This window comes from Nitratireductor sp. ZSWI3, assembly GCF_024655565.1.
GTDB lineage: Bacteria > Pseudomonadota > Alphaproteobacteria > Rhizobiales > Rhizobiaceae > Nitratireductor.
In genome coordinates, this window is sequence record NZ_JANKOF010000164.1 from 1 (window position 1) to 5,454 (window position 5,454).

Below are 5,454 nucleotides of genomic sequence, written 5' to 3' on the forward strand. Positions count from 1 at the left end.
CCGAAGGCGCGCGGACCGGAGCCGAATTACTTCAGCTCAACCTTGGCGCCGGCGCCTTCCAGCTGGGCCTTGACCTTCTCGGCTTCGTCCTTGGACACGCCTTCCTTGACCGGCTTCGGAGCGGACTCGACGAGGTCCTTGGCTTCCTTGAGGCCAAGGCCGGTGATGGCGCGCACTTCCTTGATCACGTTGATCTTCTGAGCGCCCGCATCGGCGAGAACGACGTCGAATTCGGTCTTCTCTTCAGCAGCCTCGGCACCAGCGGCAGCGCCACCGGCAGCGGCGGCAACGGCCACCGGAGCAGCGGCGGAAACGCCCCACTTCTCTTCCAGCATCTTGGAGAGCTCAGCCGCCTCGAGGACGGTCAGGCTCGACAGGTCTTCAACGATCTTCGCGAGATCAGCCATTGTTCATTTCCTTTTGAGTTCGAACTGTGTTGATGACAGCGAGGAACGGCCTCATGCCGCCTCGTCCTTCTTGGAATAGGCGCCGAACACCCGGGCGAGCTGACCCGCCGGAGCGTTGACGACCTGTGCGATCCGGGTTGCCGGCGTGGAAATCATGCCGACGATCTTCGCTCTCAGCTCGTCCAGAGACGGCAGCGAGGCAAGCGCCTTCACACCATCTGCGTCGAGCGAGGTCGCCCCCATCGCGCCACCGAGAATGACGAGGTTGTCATTCCCCTTGGCGAAATCGCTGGCGACCTTCGGAGCGGCAACCGGATCATCCGAATAAGCAATCAGCGTCTGCCCTTCGAAAAGGGCCTGAATGCCTTCGGACGGAGTTCCCTGAAGGGCGATTTTGGCGAGACGGTTCTTCGCGACCTTGACGGTGCCGCCCGCAACACGCATCTTCGAACGAAGATCGTTCATCTGCGCGACGGTCAGACCGGCATAGTGGGCCACGACCACTGAACCGGTGTTGTTGAACACTTGGTTCAGGTCCGCGACGAATTCGCGTTTTTCCGCTCTGTCCACTGCCTTTCTCCATCTGACGGAGCCTCCCGCGGGAAGCAGCCGTCGGTTTGCCTTTTGCCGCAGGGCATCCGACAAATCGGATCACCCAAGCGACGCTTGAGGATCCTGCCCCCTTTCGCCGCACCGGCAGAGCCGGCGGTTTCGGACAAAAGGCCAACACGGTTCGAACCATCCATCGGGGCTAGCCCCGGTTTCCGGTCTTACCCGTCTCATGCAGGCCCTTCTTGAAGAATTAAGGCGAACCGCCTGCAATCTCGGACAGGATGTCCCGGAAGTTTCCTTCCGGCTTCCGGGCCGAACCGGCCCGGAAAGGGTTTTGGGAAGACGCCTCAGGCATCTTCCCGCAATTGCGTTGCGTCAGGACGCAGCCAGGCTCGACGGGTCGATGCGCAGGCCCGGGCCCATGGTGGAGGTGAGAGCCACCTTCTTCACATAGTTGCCCTTTGCACCGGCCGGCTTGGCCTTGATCACCGCATCGGCGAAGGCGCGCACGTTCTCGGCGATCGCCTTCACGTCGAAGGAGGCCTTGCCGACGCCCGCATGGACGATACCGGCCTTCTCGACGCGGAACTCGACGGCCCCGCCCTTGGAAGCCTTCACGGCAGCGGCGACATCGGCCGTCACCGTGCCGACCTTCGGGTTCGGCATCAGGCCGCGCGGGCCGAGCACCTTACCGAGGCGGCCGACCAGCGGCATCATGTCCGGAGTGGCGATGCAGCGGTCGAAATTGATCTCGCCCTTCTGCACGGTCTCCACCAGATCCTCCGCGCCGACCAGATCGGCGCCGGCAGCCTTAGCCTCGTCCGCCTTGTCGCCCTTGGCGAACACGGCGACGCGAACGGTGCGGCCCGTGCCGTTCGGCAGGTTGACCACGCCGCGCACCATCTGGTCCGCATGGCGCGGATCGACACCGAGGTTCATCGCCACTTCGATCGTCTCGTCGAACTTCGCGGTGGCGCGGTCCTTGAGCAGGGCCACGGCCTCGTCGAGCGCGTATTCCTTGTTGCGGTCAATGCCTTCGCGGGACTTGGCCACGCGCTTGGAAAGTTTCGTCGCCATATCGTCAGCCCACCACTTCCAGACCCATGGAGCGCGCCGAGCCCTCGACCATACGCATGGCCGCCTCGACATCCGCCGCATTGAGGTCTTTCATCTTCGCTTCGGCGATCTCGCGCACCTGCTCGCGCGTGACCTTGCCGGCGACCACCTTGCCCGGCTCCTTGGAACCGGATTTCAGCTTCACCGCCTTTTTCAGGAAGTAGCTGACGGGCGGCGTCTTCATCGTGAAGGTGAAGGACTTGTCCTGATAATAGGTGATGACCACCGGAATCGGGGACGCCTTCTCCATCTCCTGGGTCTGCGCATTGAATGCCTTGCAGAACTCCATGATGTTGATGCCGCGCTGACCAAGCGCAGGGCCGATGGGCGGCGACGGGGTCGCCGAGCCTGCCGGAACCTGAAGCTTGAGCTGGCCTGCAATCTTCTTAGCCATTTCTCATCTGCCTTGTCGTTCTGCCGGCCATCTCGGAAAGATTGGGCCGGCGCTGCAGTCTGGTGGTGCGGAACCCTGCGGCCGGCTGAGCCGCCTTCCCTTCCACCGCCTTGCCGGCCGTCTCGCAAAGATTGGGCCGGCGCTTCGATCAGCCCTTTTCGACCTGACCGAATTCGAGGTCCACGGGCACGGCGCGCCCGAAGATCGAAACTTCCACCTTGAGGCGCGAGCGCTCCTCGTCGACTTCCTGAACGAAGCCGTTGAAGGAAGCGAACGGCCCGTCGGCCACCCGCACCTGCTCACCGATCTCGAACGTCACCGAAGGCTTGGGACGCTCGACGCCCTCCTGAACCTGCGTCAGGATGCGCTCGGCTTCGGCCTCGGTGATCGGCACCGGCTTCGAATCGCCCAGAAAGCCGGTCACCTTCGGCGTGTTCTTGATCATCGAGAACACGGCATCCGTGAGCTGCGCCTTGACCAGCACATAGCCCGGGAAGAACTTGCGCTCGGCATCGACCTTGCGGCCGCGACGCACCTCAACGACCTTCTCGGTCGGCACGACGACCTGTTCGATCTTGTCGCCAAGCCCCTTTTGCCTGGCCTGCTCCTCGATGGATTCGGCAACCTTCTTCTCAAAATTCGAATAGGCGTGGACGATGTACCAACGCGCTGTCATTTCAATCGCACTCCGTCAGTCGTCCGTATCAGGCGCCGATGCCAAGAATGAATTCGATGGCGTATGCCATCAGCTGGTCGGCGGCAAAGAAGAAGATCGCCGCGAGCGTCGCGAAAGCGATCACCATCACCGTCGAGATCAGCGTCTCGCGACGCGACGGCCAGGTCACCTTCGAGGTTTCCGACCGCACTTGCTGGAGAAACGTGAAGGGATTCGTGGTTTTCGACGCCATGTGCCGCTCTTGATCCTCAATGCCCCGAGACCGGGGATAGTCAACAGACCAGGCGCCGCCCGGCCACTCCGCCAGCCGCGCAAGCGGCCTGCGGTGAGTGAAAAACGCGGCGAAATAGAATCATTCACCGTGTTTCACACATACGACAAAGGCGCGTAAAGCCGGCTCCCCGGCTCCACGCACCGCGTGTCTGTTCGTCCTACATAGAGCGGATGATCGATTCTTGCAAGCCCTCAAGCAAGCCTTGAAGGCTGAAGCGCACCGCTCCGTCCGCATCAAACCGTCGACTGGCAGGGGCAGAGGGGCTCGAACCCCCGACCTGCGGTTTTGGAGACCGCCGCTCTACCAACTGAGCTATACCCCTATCGCCGACGCATGTGCATCGCAGGCAGGCGCTTCCTAAGGATTTCCGCGCCGTCTGTAAAGACACTTTAGAGTGCCTTGGACCACCGCCCGGAAATTTTGACTTTCCTCAGCCTATCCAACGTCCTTGAGAGCTGCCGGCGCGGCGGATCACCGATCCTCGGCATGAAGATCAGACAAGTCCGCTGACCAAGATCACGGCGATGGCCACAGGTGCGAGGAATCGGATGATGACATACCAAGCGCCGATCACCGTGCGGTTCATCGAGGAACCTTCGGCCAGCTCCAGTAAAGCCTCCCGCCTCAACACCCAGCCGGCGAACAGGGCGACCAACAGGCCGCCAAGCGGCATGGTGATGTTGTTGGTCAGAAAGTCGAGAGCGTCGAAGAATCCCTTGCCGGCGATCGTGTATTCAGACCAGACGCCGAGGCTGAGCGACGATGGAACGGCGATCAGGAAGACGAGCGCCCCGACGAGCGCGGCAACCTTCGTCCGGGAGCCACCCGTCTCGTCGATGAAATACGCGATCACCACCTCCAGCAGAGACACCACGCTCGTCAAAGCGGCGATCGCCAGCAGAAAGAAGAACAAGACGGCAAAGAACGCACCGACCGGCATTTGAGCAAAAACCGATGGCAGCGTGATGAAGGTGAGGCCCGGTCCCGCCGATGGCGCGGCGCCGAAAGCGAAAACGGCCGGCAATATGACAAGACCGGCAAGCACGGCGACCAGCGTATCGAGCGTGGCCACCGCCACGGCGGAGCCGCCGATGCTCTGGCGGCGCTGTAGATAGGAGCCGTAGGTGATCATCGTGCCCATGCCCAGCGAGAGCGAAAAAAAGGCTTGGCCGAGCGCGGCGAGGAGCGTGCCCCATGTAACCTTGGAAAAATCGGGCTGCAGGAAAAACACCAGTCCGGCATAGGCGCCTTCAAGCGTGATGGAGCGGGCGAGCAGAACCAGCAGGATGACGAACAGCGCCGGCATCAAATAGCGCGATGCGCGTTCAATCCCGTTGGCGACGCCGCCAAGGACAACAAGGATGCTCAAGGCAATGAAGATCGCAGTGTAGACGACGGGCTCAACGGGATTGGAGATGAATGCGCTGAATGTCGCGCCGCCTTGCGCGGCATCGTTCAACAGGACGGAGCCAGTGACCGACTTGACCATGTAGGCAAGCGTCCAGCCGGCGATGACGCAATAGAAGGACAAGATCAGGAAGGCAGTTATGACACCCATATAGCCGACTGCCGGCCATGCACCTCCCGCGAGCTTCTTGAAGGCGCCGGCGGGATTGAGTTGAGCAGACCGGCCGATGATCAGTTCGGCGATGAGAACCGAAAGGCCGATCGAGAAGACGATCGCGAGATAGATCAGCAGAAACGCCGCACCGCCGTTTTCGCCGGTGACATAAGGGAAACGCCAGATATTGCCGAGCCCGACGGCTGAGCCGGCGGCGGCGGAAACGAAACCCAGCTTGGACGTCCAGTGTTCACGTGTCGGTGTCATATTATTCATTCGTAAAATCGTTTTTTAAGAAGGGCATGACGATGGGTGGGCAACCCATCACAAGCAGCTTTGATATCAGCTGAAGACCCGCTTCTGAGCAGGTGCTGCCGCTGATCGGCAGGGAGGGCCTCGAAAAATCCGTAATTTCTCAATCATGACAGTAATGAAAAGGGCGGCCGAAGCCGCCCCTTAACCGCGTCCAACGGA

At 61.4% G+C, this 5,454-nt stretch carries 7 protein-coding genes and 1 tRNA gene; all 8 read right to left on the reverse strand.

Annotated features, from left to right (window positions below):
* Window positions 1-26: 26 nt before the first annotated feature.
* The 8 genes from rplL to NUU27_RS24840 all read right to left on the reverse strand — a co-directional run bounded on the left by rplL (window position 27) and on the right by NUU27_RS24840 (window position 5,247).
* Window positions 27-407 carry a 50S ribosomal protein L7/L12 gene (rplL, locus tag NUU27_RS24805; protein WP_257764966.1) on the reverse strand — a complete coding sequence of 127 codons (381 nt, stop codon included), beginning with the start codon at window positions 405-407 and terminating at the stop codon, window positions 27-29.
* Between the two features lie 51 nt (window positions 408-458).
* Entirely contained in the window at window positions 459-977 is a 519-nt protein-coding gene (rplJ, locus tag NUU27_RS24810) for a 50S ribosomal protein L10 (RefSeq protein WP_257764967.1), read from the reverse strand.
* A 357-nt stretch (window positions 978-1,334) separates the two neighbouring features.
* Entirely contained in the window at window positions 1,335-2,036 is a 702-nt protein-coding gene (rplA, locus tag NUU27_RS24815) for a 50S ribosomal protein L1 (RefSeq protein ID WP_257764968.1), read from the reverse strand.
* Between the two features lie 4 nt (window positions 2,037-2,040).
* Window positions 2,041-2,469 carry a 50S ribosomal protein L11 gene (gene rplK, locus NUU27_RS24820; RefSeq protein WP_257764969.1) on the reverse strand — a complete coding sequence of 143 codons (429 nt, stop codon included), beginning with the start codon at window positions 2,467-2,469 and terminating at the stop codon, window positions 2,041-2,043.
* Window positions 2,470-2,617: 148 nt separating this feature from the next.
* Window positions 2,618-3,145: a transcription termination/antitermination protein NusG gene (gene nusG / locus NUU27_RS24825; RefSeq protein ID WP_257764970.1), complete on the reverse strand. Its 528-nt coding sequence runs from the start codon at window positions 3,143-3,145 to the stop codon at window positions 2,618-2,620.
* A 28-nt stretch (window positions 3,146-3,173) separates the two neighbouring features.
* The gene (gene secE / locus NUU27_RS24830; RefSeq protein WP_257764971.1) at window positions 3,174-3,377 is read right to left on the reverse strand and encodes a preprotein translocase subunit SecE; all 204 of its coding nucleotides are present in this window, start codon (window positions 3,375-3,377) and stop codon (window positions 3,174-3,176) included.
* A gap of 288 nt (window positions 3,378-3,665) precedes the next feature.
* Window positions 3,666-3,741 (reverse strand) — tRNA-Trp (locus tag NUU27_RS24835).
* Between the two features lie 171 nt (window positions 3,742-3,912).
* Window positions 3,913-5,247 carry a sodium-dependent transporter gene (locus tag NUU27_RS24840; protein WP_257764972.1) on the reverse strand — a complete coding sequence of 445 codons (1,335 nt, stop codon included), beginning with the start codon at window positions 5,245-5,247 and terminating at the stop codon, window positions 3,913-3,915.
* Between the last annotated feature and the right edge of the window lie 207 nt (window positions 5,248-5,454).